Origin of the sequence: Frigoribacterium sp. CFBP 8766 (assembly GCF_014841435.1) — a bacterium.
Lineage (GTDB): Bacteria > Actinomycetota > Actinomycetes > Actinomycetales > Microbacteriaceae > Frigoribacterium.
Map to the genome: position 1 here is coordinate 124,352 of NZ_JACYTX010000003.1, position 24,172 is coordinate 148,523.

At 69.6% G+C, this 24,172-nt stretch carries 22 protein-coding genes; 21 read left to right on the forward strand and 1 reads right to left on the reverse strand.

Annotated elements, in window-relative coordinates; all coding sequences use genetic code 11:
• Nucleotides 1-115: 115 nt before the first annotated feature.
• From IFT90_RS12185 to IFT90_RS12275, 19 genes are all read left to right on the forward strand, one after another.
• The gene (locus tag IFT90_RS12185; protein ID WP_192042486.1) at nucleotides 116-1,210 is read left to right on the forward strand and encodes an ABC transporter substrate-binding protein; all 1,095 of its coding nucleotides are present in this window, start codon (nucleotides 116-118) and stop codon (nucleotides 1,208-1,210) included.
• Nucleotides 1,211-1,223: 13 nt separating this feature from the next.
• Nucleotides 1,224-2,264 carry a FecCD family ABC transporter permease gene (locus IFT90_RS12190; protein WP_371812301.1) on the forward strand — a complete coding sequence of 347 codons (1,041 nt, stop codon included), beginning with the start codon at nucleotides 1,224-1,226 and terminating at the stop codon, nucleotides 2,262-2,264.
• Nucleotides 2,261-3,031, forward strand: coding sequence for an ABC transporter ATP-binding protein (locus IFT90_RS12195; RefSeq protein ID WP_192042487.1), 771 nt, complete (start codon nucleotides 2,261-2,263; stop codon nucleotides 3,029-3,031). The genes IFT90_RS12190 and IFT90_RS12195 overlap by 4 nt, the downstream gene beginning before the upstream one ends.
• Nucleotides 3,032-3,178: 147 nt before the next feature.
• Complete coding sequence (locus tag IFT90_RS12200; RefSeq protein WP_207106321.1) at nucleotides 3,179-3,574, forward strand: DJ-1/PfpI family protein; 396 nt, start codon at nucleotides 3,179-3,181, stop codon at nucleotides 3,572-3,574.
• Between the two features lie 455 nt (nucleotides 3,575-4,029).
• A complete protein-coding gene (locus IFT90_RS12205) occupies nucleotides 4,030-4,383 on the forward strand; it encodes a helix-turn-helix transcriptional regulator (protein ID WP_192042488.1) in 354 nt (117 codons plus the stop codon).
• The gene (locus IFT90_RS12210) at nucleotides 4,380-5,060 is read left to right on the forward strand and encodes a cation diffusion facilitator family transporter (protein WP_371812302.1); all 681 of its coding nucleotides are present in this window, start codon (nucleotides 4,380-4,382) and stop codon (nucleotides 5,058-5,060) included. Before IFT90_RS12205 ends, IFT90_RS12210 begins: the two co-directional genes overlap by 4 nt.
• Before the next feature lie 56 nt (nucleotides 5,061-5,116).
• Nucleotides 5,117-5,764 carry a thioredoxin domain-containing protein gene (locus IFT90_RS12215; RefSeq protein WP_192042489.1) on the forward strand — a complete coding sequence of 216 codons (648 nt, stop codon included), beginning with the start codon at nucleotides 5,117-5,119 and terminating at the stop codon, nucleotides 5,762-5,764.
• 33 nt (nucleotides 5,765-5,797) lie between these two features.
• On the forward strand, nucleotides 5,798-6,829 hold the full coding sequence (locus tag IFT90_RS12220) for a permease (protein ID WP_192042490.1): 1,032 nt from the start codon (nucleotides 5,798-5,800) through the stop codon (nucleotides 6,827-6,829).
• Nucleotides 6,822-7,568, forward strand: a complete 747-nt coding sequence (locus IFT90_RS12225; protein ID WP_192042491.1) for a TIGR03943 family protein — start codon at nucleotides 6,822-6,824, stop codon at nucleotides 7,566-7,568. The genes IFT90_RS12220 and IFT90_RS12225 overlap by 8 nt, the downstream gene beginning before the upstream one ends.
• 204 nt (nucleotides 7,569-7,772) lie before the next feature.
• Nucleotides 7,773-9,794, forward strand: coding sequence for a serine hydrolase domain-containing protein (locus IFT90_RS12230; RefSeq protein ID WP_192042492.1), 2,022 nt, complete (start codon nucleotides 7,773-7,775; stop codon nucleotides 9,792-9,794).
• A gap of 188 nt (nucleotides 9,795-9,982) precedes the next feature.
• Complete coding sequence (locus IFT90_RS12235) at nucleotides 9,983-10,960, forward strand: LacI family DNA-binding transcriptional regulator (protein ID WP_371812310.1); 978 nt, start codon at nucleotides 9,983-9,985, stop codon at nucleotides 10,958-10,960.
• Nucleotides 10,961-11,084: 124 nt separating this feature from the next.
• Entirely contained in the window at nucleotides 11,085-12,758 is a 1,674-nt protein-coding gene (locus tag IFT90_RS12240; RefSeq protein WP_371812303.1) for a sugar ABC transporter ATP-binding protein, read from the forward strand.
• 177 nt (nucleotides 12,759-12,935) lie between these two features.
• Nucleotides 12,936-13,919 (forward strand): ABC transporter substrate-binding protein, encoded by a 984-nt coding sequence (locus IFT90_RS12245; protein WP_192042494.1) that lies wholly within the window; start codon nucleotides 12,936-12,938, stop codon nucleotides 13,917-13,919.
• A 117-nt stretch (nucleotides 13,920-14,036) separates the two neighbouring features.
• The gene (locus tag IFT90_RS12250; protein WP_192042495.1) at nucleotides 14,037-15,611 is read left to right on the forward strand and encodes a sugar ABC transporter ATP-binding protein; all 1,575 of its coding nucleotides are present in this window, start codon (nucleotides 14,037-14,039) and stop codon (nucleotides 15,609-15,611) included.
• Nucleotides 15,608-16,699: an ABC transporter permease gene (locus IFT90_RS12255; protein WP_192042496.1), complete on the forward strand. Its 1,092-nt coding sequence runs from the start codon at nucleotides 15,608-15,610 to the stop codon at nucleotides 16,697-16,699. Before IFT90_RS12250 ends, IFT90_RS12255 begins: the two co-directional genes overlap by 4 nt.
• Entirely contained in the window at nucleotides 16,696-17,754 is a 1,059-nt protein-coding gene (locus IFT90_RS12260) for an ABC transporter permease (RefSeq protein ID WP_192042497.1), read from the forward strand. The genes IFT90_RS12255 and IFT90_RS12260 overlap by 4 nt, the downstream gene beginning before the upstream one ends.
• A 747-nt stretch (nucleotides 17,755-18,501) precedes the next feature.
• Nucleotides 18,502-19,389: an FGGY family carbohydrate kinase gene (locus IFT90_RS12265; protein WP_192042498.1), complete on the forward strand. Its 888-nt coding sequence runs from the start codon at nucleotides 18,502-18,504 to the stop codon at nucleotides 19,387-19,389.
• Nucleotides 19,390-20,064, forward strand: a complete 675-nt coding sequence (locus IFT90_RS12270) for an FGGY-family carbohydrate kinase (protein WP_192042499.1) — start codon at nucleotides 19,390-19,392, stop codon at nucleotides 20,062-20,064.
• Nucleotides 20,065-20,072: 8 nt separating this feature from the next.
• Nucleotides 20,073-21,089: an NAD(P)-dependent oxidoreductase gene (locus IFT90_RS12275; RefSeq protein ID WP_192042500.1), complete on the forward strand. Its 1,017-nt coding sequence runs from the start codon at nucleotides 20,073-20,075 to the stop codon at nucleotides 21,087-21,089.
• Between the two features lie 18 nt (nucleotides 21,090-21,107).
• Here the strand turns inward: IFT90_RS12275 and IFT90_RS12280 are convergent, their stop codons facing one another.
• Nucleotides 21,108-22,022 (reverse strand): sugar-binding transcriptional regulator, encoded by a 915-nt coding sequence (locus IFT90_RS12280; protein ID WP_192042501.1) that lies wholly within the window; start codon nucleotides 22,020-22,022, stop codon nucleotides 21,108-21,110.
• A 77-nt stretch (nucleotides 22,023-22,099) separates the two neighbouring features.
• On the opposite strand from IFT90_RS12280, the gene IFT90_RS12285 reads away from it, so the two are divergent.
• Both IFT90_RS12285 and IFT90_RS12290 read left to right on the forward strand, forming a co-directional pair.
• Complete coding sequence (locus IFT90_RS12285; RefSeq protein WP_199861853.1) at nucleotides 22,100-23,452, forward strand: MFS transporter; 1,353 nt, start codon at nucleotides 22,100-22,102, stop codon at nucleotides 23,450-23,452.
• 62 nt (nucleotides 23,453-23,514) lie between these two features.
• Entirely contained in the window at nucleotides 23,515-24,168 is a 654-nt protein-coding gene (locus IFT90_RS12290; RefSeq protein WP_371741070.1) for a class II aldolase/adducin family protein, read from the forward strand.
• Nucleotides 24,169-24,172: the final 4 nt, after the last annotated feature.

A 24,172-nucleotide genomic window follows, 5' to 3' on the forward strand; every position in this document is an offset into this window, starting at 1 on the left:
TGCACGGGCATCCGTTCGCCATGCGGCGCACGGTGTGTCGACGTGGAGGAATCCGCGTGTCGCTGTGTTCTACAACTTGTAGAGTCAATCATTCCCTCTGAAGAAAGGCCTTCCCATGCACTTCGCCAGATCACGTACCGCGCTGGCCCTCGGATCACTCGTCACCCTCACCGCCCTGGTGGGGTGCTCGGCCACTACGTCTCCTGCCGATTCAGCCGGCCCGGTCGGCGACGGGACGACGCTCACCGGCGGGCCGACGTCGTATCCCCTCAGCGTCGAGAACTGCGGCCTCACCCAGACGTTCGACGAGCGGCCCTCTCGAGTCGTCCTGATGAACGGAGCGTCGGTCTCCGAGGTGGAATCACTCGTGATGCTCGATCTCGAGGACACGATCCTCGCGAACACCCAGAACTACGGCATGTCCGACATGCCGGGACTGGTCGAGCAGATCGACGCGCTCCCGACGGGAGACGTCGACACGGCCGGCAGTTTCGAGATCCCCGCCGAGCAGCTCCTCGCGCTCGAGCCGGACCTCGTCATCGCGACGACCTCGGGAGGGTTCGACCCGAGTTCCGGTCAGTCGTCACGGGAGGAGCTCGCCGAGGCGGGCATCGAGACCCTCGTCAACCCTGCCAACTGCGCCATGGGCAAGGAGGACGCGACAGAGGAAGAACTCGGCGCGTTCGACGAGGCCACCGTGGAGTCGTCCTTCGATTTTCTCAACTTGGTCGGCAACGTCTTCGACGTGCAGGACGAGGCGCAGGTCCTCGTGGATGACCTGCGCGGTCAGATCGACGCCGTGTCGGCAGCCGTCGAGGGCAAGGAAGAGCCCACGGGGCTGATCGTGTTCCCCGGCATGTCGATGATGACGCCCAACGGGATGCCCGCCGTGTTCCTCGGGGGGATCTTCGACGACGTCCTCGCCCGCGCAGGGGTCTCGGGCGCACTGAAGGACAGCGGGTTGACCTTCACCTCGGCCATCGACGAAGAGCAGCTATCCTCCGCCGATGTGGACATCCTGGTCGTCGGCGGGTTCACTCGGGGAGAAGACCTCGACGCTGAGGCGGCAGCGCTCTTCGCCGAGTACCCGCAGTGGGACGCAGCCAAGAACAACAGCTACGTGACCGTGTCGGACGGGGTGTACGTCGGGCCGACGAACGCCGCCGCGATCGACAAGATCGCTCGCGCTGCGCACCCCGACGCCTTCTGATCGGCCGGGGCTCGTGGAGGTTCGTACGTCGCCGACGCGACAGGGCTCGCTGCTCGCGTGGATGGTCGTCCTGGCCGCCGCGACGACCGTCGTCGCCGTCGTGGCGGTCTCGATCGGCAGCGTCTCCGTGAGCCCCGAGGCGGTCGTGCGGACCGTCGTCGGCAACCTCGGCGGGGACAGGGGCTCGATCGATCCCCTCGACCAGAGGATCATCTGGGAGCTGCGAGCTCCCCGGGTCGTCCTCGCCGGGATCGTCGGGGCATCCTTCGCCCTCGCGGGGGCAGCTCTCCAGGGGCTGCTCCGCAACCCCCTGGCGGACCCGTACATCATCGGGGTGTCTTCGGGCGCCTCCTTCGGGGCCGTCCTGGTGATGGCCTTCGGGTCGGCCGCCCTGCTGGGCGTCACGACCTCCGTCGCCGCCTTCGTCGGGGCGATCGGGCTGCTCGGACTGGTCTTCGCGTTCGCGCAGCGGTCTGGCTCGTTCACCGACATGAGGCTCGTGCTGTCGGGGGTCGCCCTGGGCTACGTCGCCATGGCCGGCACGAGCTTCGTCCAGCTCCACGCGGATCCCGGTGAGCTGCGAGGCATCCTGTTCTGGATGATGGGAAGTGTCGCCGGGGCACGGTGGTCGGCCTTGGTCCTGCCCGCGGTGGTCCTCGTCGTCGCGGGGGCGTGGTTGCTCGCTCAGTCGCGAGGCCTGAACGCTCTCGCACTCGGCGACGACGACGCCACCGCAGTCGGCGTCGACCTGCGGCGCACCCGACTCGGGCTGCTGCTGGTCTCGGCAGTCCTCACGGCGGTGGCGGTGAGCGTGGCCGGGGGAGTGGGCTTCGTCGGCCTCATCATCCCGCACGCGATGCGGCTGCTCGTCGGGTCAGACCACAGGCGCCTGCTGCCGGTCTCGGCGATCGCGGGGGCGCTGTTCCTCATCCTCGTCGATCTCGTCGCACGCACTGTCGGCAGCCCCAACGAGTACCCGCTCACCGTGTTCACCGCCCTCATCGGCGGCCCCTTCTTCCTCTGGCTGATGAACTCCGAGGGGAAGCGAGCATGAGGGTCTCCCTCGACCACGTCACCATCAGCCTGGGCGGACGCCCGTTCATCCACGACCTGAGCCTCGAGGTGGAGCAGGGCTCGTTCGTCGCGATCGTGGGCCCGAACGGCTCGGGGAAGTCGACCCTCCTCCGCGCGATGTATCGAGCCCTGCAGCCCGATTCGGGAAGCATCCTCATCGGTGACACCGACGTCTCGACGATCACCCCTCGCCACGCCGCACGACTCCGCGCAGTCGTCACCCAGCACCAGACGACGAACGACAGCCTCCTCGTCCGAGACGTGATCGCGACCGGACGCCATGCTCACCAGAGATGGTTCGCCGTGGAGTCCGCGGCGGACCGCGAGATCATGCGGCTGTGCCTCGAGAAATGCGGCGCCGTGCACCTCCTCGACCGTCGCTACCTGACGCTCTCCGGTGGCGAGCGTCAGAGAGTGCTCCTCGCCAGGGCCCTGGCCCAGGACGCGCCTGTGCTCCTGCTCGACGAGCCCACCAACCACCTCGACGTCCGGGCGCAGCACGACCTGCTCGCCCTCCTCGAGGACGTCGACCTGACCAGGGTCGTCGTGCTGCACGACCTGGACCACGCCGTCGCCCACGCCGATCATCTGTTCGTCGTGCACGAAGGGCGCATCCGCGCCTCCGGGCACCCCGTTCAGGTGCTCACCTCAGGGCTCACGGAAGAAGTCTTCGGCTGCCGTTCGGCGATCACCGAGCACCCGTTGACCGGGCGCCCGCACCTCGTCACGGCGCCGGTGGGCCGGTGACAGACGGGACACACCAGGACCACGTCACGAGAGCGGCAGAGCTCATTTCCCCAGGCTCGTCGCCCTCGACGAACCGGGATCCGTCGTCAGCGGCACCCGAGGGATGACGCTCACGGCCAGCCATGTCCTGGACCAGAAGCACTTGGCATGGTGATCCTGCCCGGAGCGTCAGGACCCACCGTCGGGGATCCGGACATGGTCAGGACCATCCCCGTCATCCTCGCCGGCCTCGGCGAGACTGCTTTGCCCGACCTCTTGCGTCGAGCCCTAGCGGCCCCCGACACACTCGTTGCCACCATCTGCGTCGGCGGCCTCGCGCTCGGCATGGCTGGCCTCCTCGAAGGGAGGACGGCGGTCACGCACACCCAGGGCAACGACGTCCTCGAGGCGACCGGGACGACCGTGGTCAGAGCTCGCGTCGTGGACGAGGGCGACCTGGTCAGTGCCGGAGGTGTGACGTCTGGCCTCGACCTCGCTCTTTACCTGCTGGAGCGGGAGTTCGGGCCCCGCATCGCCCACGCAGTCGATGGGCTGTTCGAGTAAGAGCGCCGAGGTACCGTCTGGGCCGCGCGCGGACCTGAGGTGCTCGCGCTGTGACGACCCGGACCGCGCCAACTTCTGACGACCGGGGTGGCGCTTCCATCGACCGCGTCGCCGGCACATGGGACATCTGGATGCGAACGCCCATCGGGACCATGCGAGCCGTGCTGGTCTTCTCTGTCGATGACGGAACGGTGAGGGGAAGGGCTCCAGGCAAGTCGGAGGAAGTGCCCTTGCGGGACCTTCGCGTCGAGGGCGACCGCGTCATCTGGACGCAGTCCGTCACGAAGCCCATGAGGCTCGAGCTCGCCTTCGATATCTCTGTCCTTGGGGATCAGATGACTGGCCATTCTCGCGCAGGACGACTGCAGCAGAGCACTGTGTCCGGCGCTCGAAGGCCCAATTGACTTGTGTGGTGTCCCAGACCAAATCGTCAGTATTGGCTGTATAGTCAGCACATGCTGACCCTTTCGACGCGGGCCGACGTCATGAACCGCATCGGGCGTGCCATGGCCGATCCCACCCGATCGCGCATCCTGCTGCACCTGCTCGATGAACCTGGCTACCCAGGCGCACTCGCCGATCAGCTCGAACTCACCCGGTCCAACGTGTCGAACCACCTCTCCTGCCTCCGTGGCTGCGGCATCGTCGTCGCCGTGCCCGAGGGCCGATCGACCCGCTACGAGATCGCCGATGCTCACCTCACGAAGGCGTTGACGGCCCTGGTCGACGTCGTGCTCGCCGTCGACGACGGGGAGCCCTGCACGGACGACGCCTGCGATGTCCCTCTCTGCTGTGGGACCGGCGCGTGAGCGCGACCACGCTCCCTGCCGTGCTCGTACCGGCCCGACGGCTCCTGCTGCAGCGTCGCATCCGGATCATCGTCGCCGTGACGATCGCCTACAACGTCGTCGAGGCCATCGTGGCGATCGCTGCCGGCACCGTCGCCTCGTCGACGGCTCTCATCGGGTTCGGTCTGGACTCGATCGTGGAGGTGCTGTCGGCCGCCGCGATCGCGTGGCAGTTCGCCGCACCCGATCCCGAGAAGCGAGAGCGGGTGGCGTTGCGCGTGATCGCCGTATCGTTCTTCGGCCTAGCCGCCTACGTCACGGTCGACGCAGTGCTGTCACTCACGGGTCTTCGTGAGCCCGAGGACTCTCCTGTCGGGATCGTCCTCGCCGCGGTGAGCCTAGCGATCATGCCGTTCCTCAGCCTGATCGAGCGCCGCACCGGCACCGAGCTCGGCTCCGCGTCAGCCATCGCCGACTCGAAGCAGACCCTCATCTGCTCCTACCTCTCCGCGGCGGTCCTCATCGGCCTCGTCCTCAACCTTGCGTTCGGGTGGACATGGGCTGATCCGGTAGCCGGGCTCGTCATCGTCGTATTCGTCGTCCGCGAGGGCCTCGAGGCCTGGCGCGGGGACGCCTGCAAGACCCCCGTGTCGGCCCTGACAGGCGAGCGCCAGGTCGAGACCTGCGACTGCTGCTGACCGACCCCGACCACCCCTGACGGCACGACGTCCGTGCCGCGACCGCCAGGAGAACCATGAAGCGCACCACGAAGATCAACCTTGCCCTGATCGGCGCCCTCGTCGCCGCAGCGACGATCGCCGCAGTCGTCCTGATCAGACCCGCAGCGCCACAGGCAGAGCCGGCGGAGGTGACGGTCGTCGCAGAGAACAGCCACCGCCTCGACACCGCATCTAACGGGTCGGTGGTGTTCACCGAGTTCCTCGACTTCGAGTGCGAGGTCTGCGCGGCCGTCCACCCGATCGTCGAGGAACTGCGTGACACCCACGCCGGCGAGGTCACCTTCGTCACTCGGTACTTCCCGCTGCCGGGCCACGCGAACTCGATGAACGCCGCGGTCGCCGTGGAGGCCGCGGCCGAGCAGGGTCAGTTCGAGGCGATGTACCAGCGCATGTTCGAGACCCAGGCTGAGTGGGGCGAGCAGCAGGAGTCGAAGGCAGGCGTCTTCCGTGGCTACGCCGTGGAGCTGGGCCTCGACATGGAGCAGTACGACCACGCCGTTGGTGATCCGTCGACGGAGGCGCGGGTGCAACAGGACTTCGACGCCGGCATGGCGCTCGGGGTGGAGGCGACACCGACGATCTTCCTCGGCGACGAGCCGATCGAGCTGTCGACACCCGACGCGTTGAGGCAAGCTGTCCGAGACGCCGTTGACCAGAACTGACGGCCCGCCGCCCGGGACTGAGGAGGTCGGCCCATGACTGACCTGCTCACGCGCACCCGACCCAAGGTCGCCCGCCGCGCTCAGCGCATCGGGCTCCTCGTCGCTGCCGGCGGACTCGCGGCAGTGTTCCTCGTCCGCACGCTCACGGGAGACATCGCCCTCGTCGACCTGCCCAATGCCGCGCAGGACCTCGTCACCCTGACCGTCAGTGTGATGATCGAGTCCCTCGGGTTCGTGATCCTCGGGATCCTGATCTCGGTCCTCGTGCAGGTCTGGATACCCGACCGGTGGATCGTGAAGGTCCTTCCTCGGAACGCGGCAGCTCGGCGGGTCGTGATCTCCGTCCTCGGGGTGCTCCTGCCCGTCTGCGAGTGCGGCAACGTGCCCCTCGCGCGCGGCCTCATCGCGAAGGGGTTCTCGGTCCCGGAGGCCATGACGTTCCTCGTCGCGGCGCCGATCGTGAACCCGGTCACGATCCTCACCACCTACCAGGTGTTCGGCTTCACCGACGGCATCCTGGTCTCCCGGATCGTCGGTGGGTTCCTGATCGCGAACCTCGTCGGCTGGCTGTTCAGCCAGCACCCGACCCCCGGGAAGCTGCTCACGGAGAAGTTCGCCGCGGAGTGCGCCCTCCCCGCCGCAGACGACCACGACCACGGCGGATCCCGCTGGCAGGAGAGCCGGGACCTGTTCGCCCGGGAGGCAGCCGCGGTGATGCCGGCCCTGGTCCTCGGAGCGTTCATCGCCGGCCTCGTGCAGGTCGCCGTTCCCCGTTCTGTGCTGGTGGCGCTCGGCAGCAACCCGGTGTGGTCGGTCCTGGCGCTGATGGCCCTCGCGTTCGTCATCTCGATCTGCTCGAACATCGACGCGTTCTTCATCCTCCCGTTCGCCGCAACGTTCATGCCCGGCGGGATCGTCGCGTTCCTGCTGTTCGGCCCCATCGTCGACATCAAGATGCTCGCCATGATGCGGACCACCTTCACGACCAAGACCCTCGTCCAGATCACGACAGTCGTCGCTCTCATGAGCGCCACGATCGGATTCATGGTGAATTTCTATGCCTGACCTCAAGCGCTACCAAGGCCTCGCCCTCATCGGCGTCATGTCCGCCTCGACCCTGTGGCTCGCCGCCACCGGACAGCTCGAGCTCTACGTCGCCCCCAAGCACGCGATCTTCGCCGTCGTCATGTCGAGCCTCGGCCTCGCCGCCGTCCTCGTCAGCGCCATGCGTGTCACCGTCCATCACCACGCCGAAGCACGGCCGCGGATGCTCGGCCGCGTCACTGCCGGCGTCGGCGGCACGGTCGCGGCACTCGTGACCGCGACGATGGTCCTCCTGCCGCCGGCGACCTTGACCTCTGCCACGGCGGCGCAGCGCGACGTCAACAGCACAGCCCCGCTCACGGACACCACGACCCTCGACGAGCAATCCGAACCCGACGCCTCGACCGCGAACCTCTCACTGCTCGACTGGGCATCCCTCCTCAGGCAGACCAGCGACCTCGGCTTCTACGAAGGCAAGACCGTCCAAGCCACAGGGTTCATCACCCCCGACAGCGACGACCCCGGCAACGTGTTCTACGTCTCGCGGTTCTACATCAGCCACTGCGCCATCGACGCCCAAGCCGTCGGCGTCCCCGTCTACATGCCGAACTGGGACAGCACCTACGACGCGGACGAGTGGATCGACCTGGAGGGCGAGTTCGCCGTGAACGCCAGCACGAGCAGTGCTCAAGGCATCGCCGTGACGGCCGACGCCGTGCGGAAGGCCGCCCAGCCCGACGATCCCTACATCTACAAGTAGGAACGACTCGAGATCGCGCACGTCGTGTCCGACACGCGACTCCCCGTGAGATGAGGGGACCTTCGACGTACGTGACACCGATCTCCGACTCGACCAGCACGGCCGGACGACCACGAGCCGGCATGTGAGGCTTCGTCGCGGACCGATATGGTCGTCGAGGTGTGACGCTCGGTCCGCCCTCGCTCGCGCCCCAGGAGGACGCCCGTGACGAACGCCCGCCTCAGGACTGCAGGAGGCGTGGTCTCGACGCTGCTGGCCTGCCTGCTCGTGGCATCCTGTGCCACCGCGCCTCGCGCCTCCGTCGTCCCGGGCCTCGGGGGAGGCGCCTCCGAGCTGACGACCGCCGAGGCGGATGCCTGGCTCGACGGGTTCGTCCCGACGGCCCTGGAGAGGGAGGGTATCGTCGGCGCGACCGTGTCGATCGTCGCCGAGGGTCAGGTCGTCACCGAACGAGGCTGGGGCTGGTCCGACCTCGGTGACGAGCGGGCGAACTGGCGTCCCGTCGATCCCGACAGCACGCTCTTCCGGATCGGGTCGATCTCGAAGGTCGTCACGGCGACCGTCGTCATGTCCCTCGTGGAGGAGGGCGTGCTCGATCTCGACAATCCCGTCCAGGACCGCCTCGACGTCACGCTGCCCCGCGCGTTCGACCGTCCGGTGACCCTGCGCCACCTGCTGAGCCACACCGCGGGCTTCGAGGACGAGCTGGCTGGCGTCATCGCAGGCCCGGGGGAGGGACCGACGACGCTGCGGGACGCCGTGTCCGTCGAGCCGCCCGAGCAGATCTACGAGCCCGGCACGACCCCCGCCTACTCGAATTGGTCGAACGGAGTCGCGGCGTACGTCGCCGAGCGGGCCACCGGACGCCCGTGGGCTGACCTCGTCCAGGAACGGGTCTTCGACCCCGCAGGCATGGTGTCCGCGACGCTCGACCAGCCCCTCTCCTCCAGCGACGCTGCCGTGGTCTCCGGGGGCTGGGACGCCGCTGGGGCAGCGGCGGTGCCCTTCGAGATCGTCTCGCCAGCGCCCGCCGGCGCGGTCTCAGCCACGGCGTCGGACATGAGCGCGTTCATGCTCGCCCAGCTCGGGCACGCCGACGGCATGCTCGGGCCGGAGGCCCTCGTGGAGATGCACGCACCTGCCCTCGATCATGACGACCTCGGCGGGCTCGCTGCCGGGCCTCGCATGACGCTCGGCCTCTTCGAGGAGGACCGGAACGGACACCGGGTCCTCGGCCACGGCGGCGACCTCACGGCCTTCCACGCCCAGATGGACCTCTGGCCCGACGACGACGCCGGGATCTACGTCTCCCTCAACAGCACGGGGGTGCGGGGCGATGCCACGACTGCCGTGCGCGAAGCCCTGGTGGACGGCTTCGCCGACCGGTGGTTCCCGTCCGACGCCGCGGGGGAGACGGCCGTGACCGCCACGGAGACTGCCGGGGAGCACGCGGACGCTCTGGTGGGCAGCTACCAGGTGTCGAGGCGTGCGGAGTCGACCTTCGTCCGGCTCTTCTACGCCCTGTCGGCGGTCGAAATCTCCCGAGGTACCGGCGACTCCGTCCTGATCTCAGCCCTCACGGACACCTCGGGGGCGCCGGTCGAACTGGTGGAGGTCGAGCCATGGGTCTGGCAGGAGATCGACGGCGACCGCAGGGTCGCCGTCGACCAGGTCGACGGGTCCGTCCAGGCCGTCGGGCTCAACCCGGCGTTCACCCTCCAGCCGATGCCGACGACACGGCAGGTACTGCCCCTCGTCCTCGTCGCGTCCCTGGCCGTGCTGGTGCTGGCACTCGTCGGCACCGCCGTCGCGGCGGGACGCCGGGTCTGGTTCGGGAGGCGCGTAACGGAGCCTGCCCAGTCGCGTGCAGAAACGATCGGTCGAGTCGGGGTCGCCGTCGCCCTGCTGGCCCTCGTGGTCGCCGGCGTGCTCTGGGCCACGGTCGCGTCCGCCCTCCTCAGCGACGCCGGACCACCGTCCACGGTCGTGCTGCGGACGGCGCAGGTCCTCACGGCCGTCACCGCGGCCGGGGTGCTGCCTGCGGTGGTCGTCCTCGTCGGGCGGGTGAGGCGCGCACCTGCTGAGCCGGCAGCCGGGGGCGGAGCGCCTCCCCGCCTCCGGAAGGTCGTCGCCGTCGCCGGTCAGGCGCTGCTGGTCCTTGCGTTCACGGGGCTCGGGTACGCCGCTGTGACCGGTGGCCTGCTGCTCCCTGACATCTCCTACTGACCTGCGCGATCTCGGCTTCCACGACCGGATCGGTGTCCCGTTGTCGGAGAAGGGCCCCGCGTAGGATGGGCGCGCGCCATCCAGGACCTCCACGCCGGCGCAGATGACGCCGAGCTGCGTTGCGAAGCGTGCAGGACGGAGTGTGGGTGAGCGTCAGAGGCGGCGGTGAGCGGTTGGGTCTTCGCGAGGTGGCCGAGCGTGCCGGCGTCTCGCACATGACCGTGTCCCGCGTGCTCAACGGCCATCCGCAGGTGAAGGAGTCCACGCGCCAACGCGTGCTCGAGGTCGTCGCCGAGCTCGACTTCCGGCCCAACAGCGCTGCGCGCGAGCTCGTCACCCAGCGGGCTCTCCGGATCGGCGTGCTGATCGAGAGCGCCGTCGAGTTCGGTCCGTCGAGCATCTTGCGGGCCATCGAGCGATCGGCGCGCGACGGCGGGTACTCCGTTGCGTCGTTCGCGCTCCGCGACGACTCGGCGACGCCCGAGGAAGCCGTACGCCACCTCACAGGCCAGGGCATCGACGCACTCTGCGTGGTCGCTCCGCGCTCGTCGTCAGTGGCCGTGCTCCGGACCATCACGACGGGGCTGCCGACCCTGGTCGTCAAGGCCGAGAAGGACCCGGCCTTCCTCACGGTCTCCGTCGACCAGGCCGCGGGCACGAAGCTGGCCGTCGATCACCTCGCGTCGCTCGGCCACCGCGACGTACTCCATCTCTCAGGGCCCCTCGACTGGTTCGACGCGCGCGCCCGCGAGCGTGCATTCCACACCCGCACCAGGGCCTGGGGCATGCACGAGAGGCCCATCGTGATCGGCGACTGGTCGAGCGACTTCGGCTACGACTTCGCACGCGGGCTCGCCAGCGTCCCCGAGTACACCGCGGTGTTCGTGGCGAACGATGAGATGGCGCTCGGGGTGATCCACGGTCTCCACGACCGCGGCATCCGCGTGCCGGAGGACCTCAGCGTCGTCGGCTTCGACGACCTGCCTGTCTCGCGCCACTTCCTCCCTCCGCTCACGACCGTGCGGCAGGACTTCCCGGCGCTGGGGTCGCTCGTGGTGGACGTGCTCATCGCAGCGATCGAGGGCCGCGAGATCCCGCAGAACAGCCGGATCCCCGCCGAGCTCGTGGTGCGTGACTCCAGCGCGGCTGCGCGCCCGGTCGACTGAGACGGCCAGCTCAGGTAGTCCTGCTGGTCGTCGCTCGCCCTCGGGCATGGCGACAGCTACAGTCGTGCACGTCGGGCACCGCCCGGCGCGAGGCCGTCGAGGCCTCCGACCCGAGGAGCACCACGTGCGTCACGTACGGGCATCGACGACGATGCGCCCGATCGGCCCTCAGGCCGCGGGCCCGACCTGGCCCGATCGCGGCGAGCGGCGGGACGGACCCGCCCGTCCCACGGTGCAGATGCGGGGCGTCACCGTCGCGTTCTCGAACGCCGTCGCGCTCGACAGGGTCGACCTCGACCTGCACCCGGGCGAGGTGCATGCTCTCCTGGGCGAGAACGGAGCGGGGAAGTCCACGCTCATCAAGGCGCTGCTCGGCGTCTACCCGATCGATGCAGGGGAGGTCTTCGTCGACGGTGAGCCCGTCCGTCTCGGCGGGCCGGCTGACGCGCGGGCCCTCGGCATCCAGGCCGCGTTCCAGGAGACGCACCTGGTGGAGAACCTCAGCGTCGGTGAGAACGTGATGCTCGGCCACGAGGTACGCGGTCGCGTCGGCATCTCGTGGCGTGCGACGCATGAACGCGCCGCCACGATGCTCGCCGAGCTCGGACTGGCCGAGCTGGACCCGCGAGCCCTGCTGGCGGACCTCACCCCCGCCAGCCGCCAGCTCGTCTCCATCGCCCGCGCCATGGTCGACCGGCCACGGGTGCTCGTCCTTGACGAGCCCACGTCGAGCCTCGATGCCGTGGACGTCGCGCGGCTCTTCGAGGTGATCCGCCGGCTCCGCGACCAGGGCGTCGCGATCCTCTTCGTCTCGCACTTCCTCGAGCAGGTGCTGGCGCTCAGCGACCGGATGACCATCCTCCGCGGCGGCGTGAAGAAGGGCGACTACCTGCCGCACGAGATCGGCCGGGCCGAGCTCGTCGCGCGGATGATCGGCAAGGACATCGCGCACCTGCAACGCATCGGGTCAGAGCGTCGGGCCCATCGTGTGGATCCGATCGGCCCTCCGCTCTACCGGGCCACCGGGGTCGGACGCCGCGGCATGCTGCGGCCGGTCGACTTCGAGCTGCACGCGGGCGAGGTGGTGGGCATCGCGGGGCTCAGAGGCTCCGGCCGGACCGAGCTCGCGCGCCTGCTGGCCGGCGCCGACCGAGCTGACGGCGGCGTGGTCACGCTCGGCGGTCGGGCCGTCGTGATCGACCGCCCCGCGGACGCATTGCGGAACCGGGTGGCGCTGTCTGCCGAGGACCGAGGGGCGGAGGGACTCATCAACGAGCTCAGCGTGCGGGAGAACATCGTCCTCGCCCTGCAGGCTCTGCGGGGCTGGGCGCACCCGCTCTCCAAGGCCGAGCGCGAGGACCTCGTCGAGCGGCACATCGAGCACTTCGACATCACGCCCGCCGATCCGGCGACACCCGCCGGCGAGCTCTCGGGCGGCAACCAACAGAAGGTGCTGCTCGCCCGCTGGCTGGCGATCCGGCCGCGCGTGCTGATCCTCGACGAGCCGACCCGCGGCGTCGACATCGGCGCCAAGGTCGACATCCAGGCGCACATTGCACAGCTCGCGCTCGAGGGCGTGGCCGTCGTGTTCATCTCGAGCGCGTTCGACGAGCTCGTGCGGGTGAGCGACCGGATCGTCGTCCTCAAGGACCGGCAGAAGATCGGCGAGCTGAGCAACGGGCCCGGAGTCACGGTCGACACGCTCGTCGAGCTCATCGCCGCCCCCGACGACGAGGACGACGAGGACGACTTCCCCCCGCCACGGCAGGGCGTGTCCCTCCCGCGTCCGGCGCCCTAGCGACGCCGGGTCGGACCTGCCGCTTTCCACCGGCGTGGATGATCCTCGCAACTCTTGTCTTCGCAAGACTGTTACCGGTAACATTCCTGACAAGCGGAAGCACCCGAGCCCACGCAGCACGACCGGCCCACGGCCACGAGCGGACGCAGACGTCCGGTCATCTCAAGGAGGAGATCCATGTCCACGAAGAGGCACATCGCCACAATCGCCGCCGTAGGGGCCATCGCCCTCAGCCTGGCGGCCTGCAGCTCCGGCACCGGTTCGACCGACGGCGGTGACGAACTGGCCACGATCGGCTTCGTCGCGGTCGGCCCCGAGGGCGCCTGGCGCCAGGCCAACGAGTCGAACATCCAGGACACCTTCACGAAGGACGCCGGATTCGACCTCAAGTACGCCCCTGCCACCAACAACGACCAGAAGTCGCAGATCGACGCCTTCACGTCGTTCGTGGACGAGGGCGTCGACGTGATCCTGCTCTCGGCCACCGAGGGCTCCGGCTGGGAGGACTCGCTGGAGCGGGCACAGGAGGCCGAGATCCCCGTGGTCCTCATCGACCGCGGCATCGAGCCGGACGACACCTCGCTCTACGCGACCCGGATCGCCCCCGACAACATCGCCGTCAGCGAGTCGGTCGCCGAGTGGGCCAAGACCGCTCTCCCCGAGGGCGGCAACTACTTCACGCTCGAGGGCCCAGCCGGCGTCTCGGTCGTGAACGAGCGCAACGAAGGCTGGGACGAGGTGATCGGTGCCGAGAGCTCGTTCACGAAGATCGGCGCGCAGACCGCCAACTGGTCGACCGAGGAGGCCAAGAGCGTCTTCGAGACGGTCCTGAAGTCGAACGGCAACGACGTGCAGCTCGTCTTCGCTCAGAACGACGAGATGGGCCTCGGCGCCGTCCAGGCTGTCGAGGAGGCGGGACTCACGCCCGGCGTGGACGTCAAGATCGCCACGATCGACGGAACGAAGAGCGCACTCGAGGCGCTGGCCGACAGCAAGCTCAGCTTCGTCGCCGAGTACAACCCGCTGTTCGGCGACACGGCCCTCGAGGCAGTGCAGAAACTGCTCGACGGCGACACCGTCGAGTCGTCGATCGTCGTCGAGTCGGCCACGTTCGACTCGCCCGAGGCGGCCGCCACGGCACTGCCCGACCGGAAGTTCTGACCAGTCCGCACGGCCACACCCGGCGGCGAGGCGGACCTGACCGCCTCGCCGCCCCCGCCACCCCCGCCCGCTGCCACGGCAGCGGGCGGGGGGGTCGGCAGACAAGGAGCACACGCCATGCAGGCATCCAGTCCGATCGTGGAGATGCAAGCCATCACCATCGCCTTCCCCGGGGTCAAAGCGCTCGACGGGGTCGACCTCCGCCTCTTCCCCGGCGAGGTCCACACGCTCATGGGCGAGAACGGCGCCGGCAAGTCGACGCTGATCAAGGCGCTCACGGGCGTCTACGGCATCGACTCCGGCCGCGTCGTCGTCGACGGCGCCGAGCGCCGACTCTCCGGCACCGCCGATGCGCAGGCTGCCGGGATCTCCACGGTCTACCAAGAGGTCAACCTCTGCGCCAACCTCACCATCGGCGAGAACGTCATGCTCGGCCATGAGCGGCGCGGCCGGTTCGGGATCGACTGGAAGGGGACGCACGCCGCCGCCTCCAAGGTCCTCGCCCGTGTGGGTCTGGGGCATCTCGACCCCCGCACCCCGCTCTCCTCACTCAGCCTCGCGCTCCAGCAACTCGTCGCCATCAGTCGTGCCACGGTCGTCGACGCCAAGGTGCTGATCCTCGACGAGCCGACCTCCAGCCTCGACGCCGACGAGGTCGAGGGTCTCTTCCGAGTGATGCGACGGCTCCGCGACGAAGGAGTCGCCATCCTCTTCGTCTCCCACTTCCTCGACCAGGTCTTCGCCATCAGTGACCGGCTCACCGTGCTCCGGAACGGCAAGCTCGTCGGGGAGCACCTCACCCGCGACATCGACCGGGCCGGCCTCATCGCCGAGATGATCGGCAAGGACCTCCAGAGCCTCCGCTCCCTCGACCGGGAGCGGGCCAGCCGACAGGTCGCCGAGGGCGAGCCCGTCTACCGGGCCACCGGGATCGGCCGGAAGGGCTCGCTCGACGCGACCGACGTGGCTCTCCGCCGAGGCGAGGTCGTTGGCCTCGCGGGGCTCCTCGGCTCCGGCCGCACCGAGCTCGCGCGCCTCCTCTACGGCGTCGACCGACCCGACACGGGAACCGTGACCATGGACGGCGTCCCCGTCGCCATCTCCTCTCCCGCGAAGGCGCTCAAGCACCGCATCGCGTTCTCGAGCGAGAACCGCCGTGACGAGGGCATCATCCGTGACCTCAGCGTCCGCGAGAACCTCGTGCTCGCCGTCCAGGCGAAGCGCGGCTGGGCCCGGCCGCTCTCCGCGAAGGAGAAGGACCGGGTCGTCAACAAGTACCTCACCGAGCTCAACGTCAGACCGGCCGATCCTGATCGGCCCATCCGGAACCTGTCCGGCGGCAACCAGCAGAAGGTGCTGCTCGGCAGGTGGCTCGCGACCGAGCCCGAGCTGCTGATCCTCGACGAGCCCACCCGCGGCATCGACGTGGGCGCCAAGGCCGAGATCCAAGAGCAGGTCGCGGCACTCGCCGACACGGGTGTCGCCGTCGTGTTCATCTCCTCCGAGCTCGAGGAGGTGGTGCGGCTCAGCGACAGGATCGTCGTCCTGAAGGACCACCGCAAGATCGCGGAGCTCGAGGCGGGGCCAGACGTGACTGCTGAGTCCATCGTCGCCGCCATCGCGGAAGAGGGCGTCTCCGAGGTCCCTCTCGAGACCGTCCCCCACACCACGCCTGAGGAGGCAGCCCGATGAGTGACCCGACAATCCCCGTGACCAGGCGCCTGGGCCTGCACGGCCTCGGCGACGTGCTCCACCGACCCTGGGTCTGGGGCACGGTCGCGATCGTCCTGCTGCTGGCGATCAACGTGGCCAAGGACCCCGGCTACCTCGCTCTGTCCGTCAACCCGGACACCGGCAACCTCGTGGGCAACCTCATCGACATCCTCCGCGCAGCCGCCCCTGTGCTCATGATCGCGGTCGGCATGTGCCTCGTCGTCGCCACCGGCGGCATCGACCTCAGCGTCGGCTCGATCATGGTCGTCGCCGGCGCAGTCTCGATGGAGTTCCTGAAGGCAGCCGGCTCCGACTCCCTCGGCGTCGCGCTCGCGGCGATGGGGCTGGCTCTCCTGATCGCCGGCGTCCTCGGCGCGGTCAACGGCATGCTCGTCTCGGTCGTGGGGCTGCAGCCGTTCATCAGCACGCTGGTGATCATGCTCGCCGGCCGCGGCCTGGCGAAGGTCATCACGGGCGGCCAGAACACCGCCGCCGCCAACGAGCCGTTCCGCTGGGTCGCCAACGGCTACCTCGTGGGGCTGCCGGTCGTGTTCCTCCTCGCGATCCTGATCACGCTCGGCGTCGCTGCGCTCGTGCGGCGCAGCGCCCTGGGCCTCATGATCGAGGCGATCGGGATGGACCCGAAGGCCGCGCGCCTCGCGGGACTCGACCGCCGGGCGCTCCTGTTCACCGCCTACATCGGCAGCGGCCTGCTCGCCGGCGTGGCCGGCATCTTCGCCACGTCGAGCGTCATGACGGTCGACGTCTCCCGCACCGGCTACCAGCTCGAGCTCGACGCCATCTTGGCAGTCGTGATCGGGGGCACGTCCCTGGCAGGCGGGAAGTTCCACCTGCTCGGAGCTGCCGTCGGAGCGTTGCTGATCGCCACGCTCGACAAGACCGTCGTGTTCCTGGGCGTCTCGTCCTCGGCCACGCCTGCCTTCAAGGCGATCGTCATCGTCGCGATCGTGCTCCTGCAGTCCCGGCGCGTCCGCGCCCTGTTCACGAGGCGCCGACGTCCGGTGCCCACCCCCGTGCCCACCGAGAAGGAGGCCGTGTCCGCATGAGCGCCACCACGATCCGCCCGCCCCTCACCCCGACGCCGGCACCTGGTCCCGGCAGCGGGCCCCTCGAGCCGCGGCGCCGCATGCGACTCCGGCTCGACTCCCTGCCGACCGTCGCCGCCCTCGTGATCCTGATCGCCATGCTGGCCTACGGCGAGATCGCCTACGGCCGCATCGTGCAGGCCGCGACCCTGTCGAACCTGCTCATCAACAACGCGCATGTGATCGTCCTGGCCGTGGGGCTGACGTTCGTGATCCTGACGGGCGGGATCGACCTCTCCGTAGGCGCGATCGTCGCCGTCAGCAGCGTCGCAGGCGTCCTGCTCGCCAACGCCGGCTGGAACCCGTGGGCAGTCATGGTGCTCATGATCCTCATCGGCACGGCATCCGGCGTCGTGTCCGGCGTGCTGATCCAGTTCTTCGACGTGCAGCCGTTCATCGCGACGCTCGCGATGATGTTCCTCGGCCGCGGCCTCGCCTCCATCCTCAGCACGGTGCCCGAGCGCCTCGCCGACGAGTCGCCCATCCGGTCGCTCGCCACGAACATGAAGGTGGTCGACGGCCCGAAGGTGAACGACGTCGTCACGACGCCGGGCGTGCTGATCGCGCTGGTCGTGGTGGCCGTCGCGTTCTTCGTCCTGCACCGCACACGCCTCGGCCGCACCGTCTACGCGATCGGTGGATCCGAGCAGTCGGCCGCCCTCATGGGACTCCCCGTCCGCCGAACCAAGCTCGCGGTCTACGTCATCAGCGGTTCGCTCGCCGGGCTCGCCTCGGTCATCTACACAGCCCGACTCGGGAGTGCGCAGAACATCACCGGCATCGGGTGGGAGCTCGACTCGATCGCCGCCACGGTGATCGGCGGCACCCTCCTCACGGGCGGCGTCGGCTTCGTGCTCGGATCCGTCGTGGGGGCACTCGTGCTCGGACTGATGAACGTGCTCATCACGCGAGACGGGGGCATCCCTCCCGAGGCGACCACCATCATCACCGGTGGGATCCTCCTGGTCTTCGTGCTCCTGCAGCGCGCCGTGATGGCGAGACGGCGGCAGACCTGACGACCACGACGGAGCTGATCCGACACGCTCGGGGTCAAGCCCCGACGTCGCTGACCGGTGCGACCACGAACGACCTCGCTGCCTCAAGGACCGGCGCGCGGAGATCGCTGACCACCGTGCACGCGAACAGGCTTGACGGGCGGCGCAACAAGACCACGGAGAACGTGCTGCTCGGGGCGAGCACGACGGTCTCGCGGCACTGTGCCTGCAGCGCGCCTCTTCTGTCGGTCTCTCGGCTGCGGAAGGTCGACACTGAGGCTGCCCCACATCCGTCCCGCTCTCCGTTTTGCTCGTCTTAAACGGCTCCACGCAGATGCATCTCGATGGTTCTCGGTAGCAAAGGCTGCCCGGCCGTCGTGAAGCCCGCGATGCCATGAGCTCTTGTTCTTGGCGTAATGGTCACCCCCCCCGGGGCATCTGACCACGGATCAGAAGGTTGGGGGTTCGAGTCCCTCCAGGCGCACAGAACACAAGGGAAAGCCTGGCCATGAGCCAGGCTTTCTTCATTTCTCGGGGTTGCTCGTCCTTCGCTCGACGTGGACGCCCCCCGGCGGAGGTCTCGGCGCCGAGCTGCACGCACCCTGGGCAGTGCCTCGGTTCTGTCGTGGCCTCCCACGACCCTGGGCTGGCCACCTCGATGCGAGAACTCCACAAGCGTCTTGGCGACATGACGACGAGGGCGTAGGCTGAACAACAGATCAGCTTACGAACAATTGTTCCCAGTGCAGCGGAGACATCGGAGTCCATGTGCAACGACGCACCCAGATCATCCTCGGCATCGACGCGGGCACCACGTCGGTCAAGACCGTGGCCTTCACGCTCAACGGGTCGATCGTCGGCGTCGCCCGATCGACCGTGCACATCACACGAGGGCCCCGGGGCGAGGCCGAGGTCGACATGGAAAGGGTGTGGCAGGCCACCGCCTTCACCGTCAGCGCTGTGGTCGACCAGCTCGGCGAGCTGAGCGGGGACGTCATCGCCATCGGCCTCACGGGCCAGGGTGACGGCGCCTGGCTCGTCGGTGACGACGGCCGGCCGCTGCGCCCCGCCGCGCTCTGGCTCGACGGTCGCGCCTCCAACGTGGTCGAAGCGTGGTCGGCTGACGGTCGCGGCGCCGCGGTGGCCGAGGCCACCGGATCCCCGCTGTTCCCGGGGGCTCTCCCCGTGCTCGTCGACGCCTTGGACGCCGACGGATCGCTCGATCGCGACCGCGGCGTCCACCAGCTGAACTGCAAGGACTGGCTGCGGTTCCGTCTCACCGGCAAAAGGGCGACCGACCCCAGCGAGGCCTCTCGCACCTACTTCGACACGGCGACGCTCGAGTACTCCGGCCAGCTCTTCGGACAGGTGGCGCAGGAGGAGGTGGCCGGCTGGCTCGCACCGGTCCTGTCCCCGTCGTCCGTCGCCGGTCGCCTCACCCGGCACGTCGCCGACGTCGTAGGCCTGTCGGAGGGGATCCCGGTGGCTGTCGGGCTCGTCGACACGGCCGCCGCAGGCGTCGGCATCGGTGCGGTGGCCGACGGCGATGGCTACGCGATCCTCGGGACGACCGGCTTCGTCGGCGTCAACCACCCGTCCCGCGACCACGTCCGGTCCGACCAGAGCATCGTCCTGGCCACCGGCCGAGGCCGTTAGGTGCTCGAGTCGCTCGCGCCGATGACGGGGACGCCCAACCTCGACTGGGTCCGCGAGTGCCTCGGCCGGGGGGCCGAGGACTGGGCCGACATCGAGCGCGCCGCCGCCGGGGTGCCGCCCGGCAGCGGCGGCGTCCTCTACCTGCCGTACGGCTCGCCCAGCGGCGAGCGCGCCCCGTTCTCCGACGGCGCTGCCTCGGCCGCCTGGCTCGGGATGAGCGTCACGACGTCGTCGGCGGAGTTGCTCCGCAGCGTCTACGAGGGACTCGCGTTCGCCTTGACGGAGTGCCTCGACGTCCTGCGGCTGGACGGCGTGCTCGCGATCTGCGGGGGAGGCTCCGACTCCGACCTCTTCTGTCGCGTTCTCGCCGACGTCTCCGGCCGGACCGTCGTGCGTCAGGATGCCCCCGAGGTCGGTGCACGCGGCGCGGCGACGCTCGCAGGGGTCGCCGCCGGGGTCTTCGGCGACCTCACGAGCGGCGTCGCCGCGCTCGCGCCGACGACCACCCGGTTCGCCCCCCGCGCCGAGAGGGCCGAGCTCTATCGCCGCGCCTTCTCGACCTTCATCGCGACCCGCGATGCGCTCCGCCCCTCCTGGCCCGAGCTGCGGGTGCTCCGTGGCCTGGTCCCGGATCTCGTGGCCGAACGGCCCGAGCTAGCCCCGTCACACCACTAGGAGGCACCATGACCACCAGCGACAAGCCCACAGTCCTCGTCACGGCGTCGTTCGACGCCGACGTCGCCGCCTCGCTCGGCGACGTCTTCACCGTCCGCACGGTCGCCCCGCGCACGGACGGCACGAGCTTGGCCGACCGAGGGCTCGGCACCGAGCTGGCGGAGGCCGACGCGATCGTGGCCGAGCTCGACCTCGTCGACGCCGCGACCCTCGCCGCGGCGCCGCAGCTCCGCTTCGTGGTCTCGTGCCGCGCCGCGCCCGTCAACGTCGACCTCGCCGCCTGCTCCGCCAGGGGCATCCCCGTCGCGACGACGCCGGGACGCAACGCCGAGGTCACCGCCGACCTCAGCTTCGCCCTCCTGCTGGACACCGTCCGCCACGTGAGCGCCGCCGAGCGCTGGCTGCGGGACGGCCACTGGAGCGAGGAGGACGTCTTCGAGCCCTACGAGCGCTTCCGCAGCATCGGCCTCGGCGGCCGGACGCTGGGCATCCTCGGCGGCGGAGCCGTCGGTGCGCGCGTGCTGCGGCGCGCCCGCGGCTTCGGCATGACGGTCAAGGTCTACGACCCGTTCCTGCCGGCGGACCACTTCGGCTCGGAGGCGACCGTGGTGTCGCTCGAGGAGGTCATGTCGACCTCAGACGTCGTCACCGTGCACGTGCCGCTGATGCCGGAGACCGAGGGCCTGATCGGGGCGGCGGAGCTCGCGATGATGCAGCCCCACGCGTTCCTCGTCAACGCAGGCCGGGCCGCGATCATCCAGGAGGAGGCGCTGATGGACACCCTGCGCGAGCGGCGCATCGCAGGCGCCGGCTTCGACGTCTACTACCAGGAGCCGCTGCCCGCGGAGTCCGAACTGCGGACCTTCGAGAACGTGACCCTGACGCCCCACATCGCCGGTGCCTCCGACGACGTCATCGTTGAGCACTCGAGGATCGCGGCGGAGGCGCTGCGGGCGTGGCACGCGGACGAGCCCGTCCGAGCCGTCGCGAACCAGCGCGACCTCGCGGCAGCCGTGTCGTCCTGACCCGTCCGCGCCCGCTCGTCAGCGCAGGAGCACCCGGGCGGTCTCGACGTCGGTGACCAGGGCCGTCGCGAGGCCGCCCTCGAGCGCGGCCCGGAGGGGCTCGACCTTGGCGGGCCCGCGAGCGATGACGAGGCGACGCGGGATGCGCCGCAGGGCGTCGAGGGTGAGGCTCACCACGCGGCGGTCGAGATCGCTGTCGATCGGGCGGGCCGAGCGGTCGAAGTACCGGCCCGCGAGGTCGCCGACCGCGCCCCTCTTCGTCAGGTCGTTCCGCACCTCCTCGTCGAGGGAGGGCAGGAGCAGGCCTTCGCCCAGGGACATCCCGCCGAGGCCGGAGATCATGACGTCCGCCTCGGCGGCGCGTGTCATCACGGCTCTCACCGACGGATCACTGAGGGCGAGGCGCGCTGCCTCCTGCGTCGCGGCCACCAGTGGCGCGGGGACGTGGAAGGCCTGCCCGCCGGTGCGGGCGGCGAGCTGCAGCGCGAGTTCGTGGGGATTGGAGGCGACGGCGCGACCGCCCGTGGAGCCGCCCAGAGGGACGAACTCCGCGCCCGGCCGGGGATGGTCCCCGAACGCCGCGACGGCCGCCGCGACGGCGCTCGACAGGCTCAGGGCGACGACGGTCTCTCCGTCGGTGACCGACTCGACGGCCTCGGCCCCGACCGTCGCGAACGAGCGGGCGTCCTTCTGCTGGTCGCCGATCGACGGCGAGAGCCACACCTGGGAGAGGCCGAACCGGTCCGTGAGGGCATGCTGCTCGTCGGCGAAGAGCGGCTCGTCGCTGTGCACCGTGATCTCGACGATTCCCTGTGCCCGCGCATCGGCGAGCAGCCGTGTCACCCGGATGCGCGACAGCCCCAGGGCCGTCGCGATCTCCTGGTGCGTCATGCCGAGCTCGTAGTACATGCGTGCGACGCGACCCAGGAGCATCTGGCCATCTTCCCACCCGCTTGACACCGACGCCGTGCCGCCCCAGGATAAGTGCATCGGTTCAGAACCTTGAACATATGTTCACCATCAGGTCGGCCACCGATCCACTCAACGAGGAGTACGACATGGTCAGCACCCCCGCCCCCGTCAGCGAGGGCCGCTTCGCGCGGCTGCTGCGCACCCAGGGAATCTCCCGCCCCATCGCCTGGGGCTTCGTCGCCGTCACGATCTTCATGGTGGGCGACGGCATCGAGGCGGGGTTCCTCTCGCCCTACCTGGACGAACTCGGCTTCTCGAACGGGGACATCGCCCTGCTCTTCTCGGTCTACGGCATCGTCGTCGCGGTCGCCGCCTGGCTCAGCGGGGCACTCGCCGAGGCCTGGGGCCCGAAGCGGGTGATGATGCTCGGATTCGGCATCTGGTTCGTCTTCGAGATCGTGTTCCTGCTGTTGGGGGTCATGCAGCAGAACTTCGCGGTCATGCTCCTGGCGTTCGGCATCCGAGGCCTCGGCTACCCGATGTTCTCGTACGGGTTCCTGGTGTGGGTGACGATGGGCACCCCCGAGCCGGTGATGGGCAGGGCGGTCGGCTGGTACTGGTTCTTCTCCACGCTCGGCCTCGGCGTGATCAGCTCGTACTTCGCCGGCGCGGTCATCGGCACCCTCGGCGAGCTCGGCACCCTCTGGACGTCGCTGGCCTTCGTCACCGTCGGCGGCCTGATGGTCGCGTTCCTGCTGCGAAATCCCGTCCGCGAGCCGGTCACCCTGAGCAACAGCGTCCGGGGAGTCGTCAGCAGCATCACGATCGTCGGATCACGACCCAAGGTCGGGATCGGCGGAGTCGTGCGCATCATCAACACGCTGTCGTTCTACGCCTTCGTCGTGTTCCTCAGCACCTACATGGTCCGCGAGATCGGCTTCACGCAGGGGCAATGGCAGGTCATCTGGGGCACGATGCTCGCGGCCAACGTGGCCGCCAACCTCATCTCGGGGTACCTCAGCGACTGGATCGGCCGCATCAACGTCATCGCGTGGGCGGGCGGCATCGGCTGCTTCGCGACCGTCCTCGCGCTGTTCTACGTGCCCACGGCCCTGGGCCCGGCCTTCGGCGTCACGCTCGTCATCGGCATCTTCTACGGTCTCGCCCTCGGCATGTTCGTGCCTCTGTCGGCGGTCGTCCCGCTCCTGGCCCCGCGCAACAAGGCGGCCGCGGTCGCGATCCTCAACCTGGGCGCCGGCCTCAGCCAGTTCGCCGGGCCCGTCATCGCCGGCCTGGTGACCCCGCTCGGCGTCCAGGGGACCGTCTGGATCATCGCGTCGTTCTACCTGGTCGGCTTCGTCCTGACCTTCTTCCTGCGGCAGAACGACGCCGAGCGGGACGAGGCCCGGGCCATCTCGGACGAGGAGGCGGCCCTGGTCGCCGCCGTCTAGCCGCACCCCGTCCGGCCGGGTGCGCCCTGCGCCCGGCCACCGCCTCCTCGGAAGGAACCACCGTGACCACCACCACCACCACCACCGACGTCGACCTCGACCTCGACGCGACGATCGCTGAGCTCATCGACGTGGGCCGCACCGCCGTCGACCGAGGCCTCGTCCTCGCCTCGGGCGGCAACCTCTCCGCCCGGGTGGGCGCGGACCGGTTCGTCGTGACCGGCGCCGGCACCTGGCTCGACCGGCTGACCCCGGAGCAGTTCGCCCTCATGGGCCTCGACGGCGAGCACCTGGGCGGCGCCGAGAAGCCGTCGAGCGAGTGGAAGCTGCACCAGCGCAGCTACCAGGTGCGCAGCGACGTGAACGCCGTCGTCCACGTGCACCCGCAGGCCGCCGTGCTGCTCGACGCGCTGGGGCACCAGGTCCGGCTCTTCACTCTCGACCACGCGTACTACGTCAAGAGCGTCGGCAGGACCGACTTCCACCCCAACGGCTCGGACGCCCTAGCCGACTCCGCCGCGGAGCAGGCGACGGAGCACGACTGCATCATCATGGGCCACCACGGCTGCTCGGCCCTCGGCGAGAGCATCGAGATGGCGTTCCGTCGGGCCCTGAACCTCGAGGAGGCGGCGACCGCGACGTTCCGTGCGCTCCAGCTCGGGGACACCACGACCACCTTCCCCGCAGCGGCCTTCGACGCGCTGCACCACGCCTGAGTCG

What these genes read in the sequence shown, in the direction of transcription:
- IFT90_RS12255 (WP_192042496.1), top strand. Translation starts at nt 15,608, where the DNA reads ATGAGTGACCCGACAATCCCCGTGACCAGGCGCCTGGGCCTGCACGGC.
- IFT90_RS12260 (WP_192042497.1), top strand. Translation starts at nt 16,696, where the DNA reads ATGAGCGCCACCACGATCCGCCCGCCCCTCACCCCGACGCCGGCACCT.
- IFT90_RS12205 (WP_192042488.1), top strand. Translation starts at nt 4,030, where the DNA reads ATGCTGACCCTTTCGACGCGGGCCGACGTCATGAACCGCATCGGGCGT.
- IFT90_RS12275 (WP_192042500.1), top strand. Translation starts at nt 20,073, where the DNA reads ATGACCACCAGCGACAAGCCCACAGTCCTCGTCACGGCGTCGTTCGAC.
- IFT90_RS12285 (WP_199861853.1), top strand. Translation starts at nt 22,100, where the DNA reads ATGTTCACCATCAGGTCGGCCACCGATCCACTCAACGAGGAGTACGAC.
- IFT90_RS12195 (WP_192042487.1), top strand. Translation starts at nt 2,261, where the DNA reads ATGAGGGTCTCCCTCGACCACGTCACCATCAGCCTGGGCGGACGCCCG.
- IFT90_RS12220 (WP_192042490.1), top strand. Translation starts at nt 5,798, where the DNA reads ATGACTGACCTGCTCACGCGCACCCGACCCAAGGTCGCCCGCCGCGCT.
- IFT90_RS12185 (WP_192042486.1), top strand. Translation starts at nt 116, where the DNA reads ATGCACTTCGCCAGATCACGTACCGCGCTGGCCCTCGGATCACTCGTC.
- IFT90_RS12200 (WP_207106321.1), top strand. Translation starts at nt 3,179, where the DNA reads ATGGTGATCCTGCCCGGAGCGTCAGGACCCACCGTCGGGGATCCGGAC.
- IFT90_RS12215 (WP_192042489.1), top strand. Translation starts at nt 5,117, where the DNA reads ATGAAGCGCACCACGAAGATCAACCTTGCCCTGATCGGCGCCCTCGTC.
- IFT90_RS12250 (WP_192042495.1), top strand. Translation starts at nt 14,037, where the DNA reads ATGCAGGCATCCAGTCCGATCGTGGAGATGCAAGCCATCACCATCGCC.
- IFT90_RS12225 (WP_192042491.1), top strand. Translation starts at nt 6,822, where the DNA reads ATGCCTGACCTCAAGCGCTACCAAGGCCTCGCCCTCATCGGCGTCATG.
- IFT90_RS12245 (WP_192042494.1), top strand. Translation starts at nt 12,936, where the DNA reads ATGTCCACGAAGAGGCACATCGCCACAATCGCCGCCGTAGGGGCCATC.
- IFT90_RS12280 (WP_192042501.1), bottom strand. Translation starts at nt 22,022, where the DNA reads ATGCTCCTGGGTCGCGTCGCACGCATGTACTACGAGCTCGGCATGACG.